This is a genomic window from Methylobacterium sp. D53M (assembly GCF_053345625.1).
On sequence record NZ_JBKFAL010000090.1, the window covers coordinates 1 to 692 of the forward strand.

Annotated in this window: 1 pseudogene; it reads left to right on the plus strand. The window is 77.7% G+C overall.

The annotated features are described in order from the left end of the window. A pseudogene (locus ACLBYG_RS31620) lies at positions 1 to 692 on the plus strand (glycosyltransferase); the annotation flags it as partial.

Here is a 692-nt window from a genome sequence, read left to right on the forward strand (position 1 = left end):
GCCGGCAACCCCGACCTCGCCGCCGCCGGCGTCGACCCGGTCGACCACTACATGGCCTCCGGCTGGCGCGAGGGCCGCGAGCCGGCGCCGCACTTCGACACCCTGGCCTACTGCCTCAGCCGCGGGATCACCTTCGCCACCCGGAACCCGCTGGTCCACTACGTCCTCCACGGCGGACCGGCCCGCCCCGACCCGGAGGCCGCGCTCGCGCTGCGGATCGAGACGCTCGCCCCCTACTTCGACGCCGCCCATTACCGGCAGCGCCTGCCCGGACCGCAGGCCGAGGCGCTGGCCGATGCCTCGGACACGGCGCTGCTGCGCCACTACGTGGCGGAGGGCTGGCGGGCGCGGATCGGCCCGCGGCCGGACTTCGACCCGGCCGGCTACGTGCAGGCGCGGGCCGGCAGCCGGGCGGTCGCGGACGACCCGTTCTTCCGCTACGTCGCCGAGACCCGGCTGACGGGGGCCGAGCCGTTCGCGGAGCCGCACCGGCTGAACCTGCCGGCGGTGGACGCGGACTGGTACCGGGCGACCTACCCGGACGTGGGCGGGCGCGAGCCGTTCCTGCACTTCGCCGAGGCGGGCTGGCGGGAGCTGCGCGATCCCGGCCCGGGGCGCTCGACGCTGGCGGCGCTGCTGCGGGTCTGCGGGCTGCGGCCGGCGCGGGCGCCGGTCGAGGACACGGGCTGGCT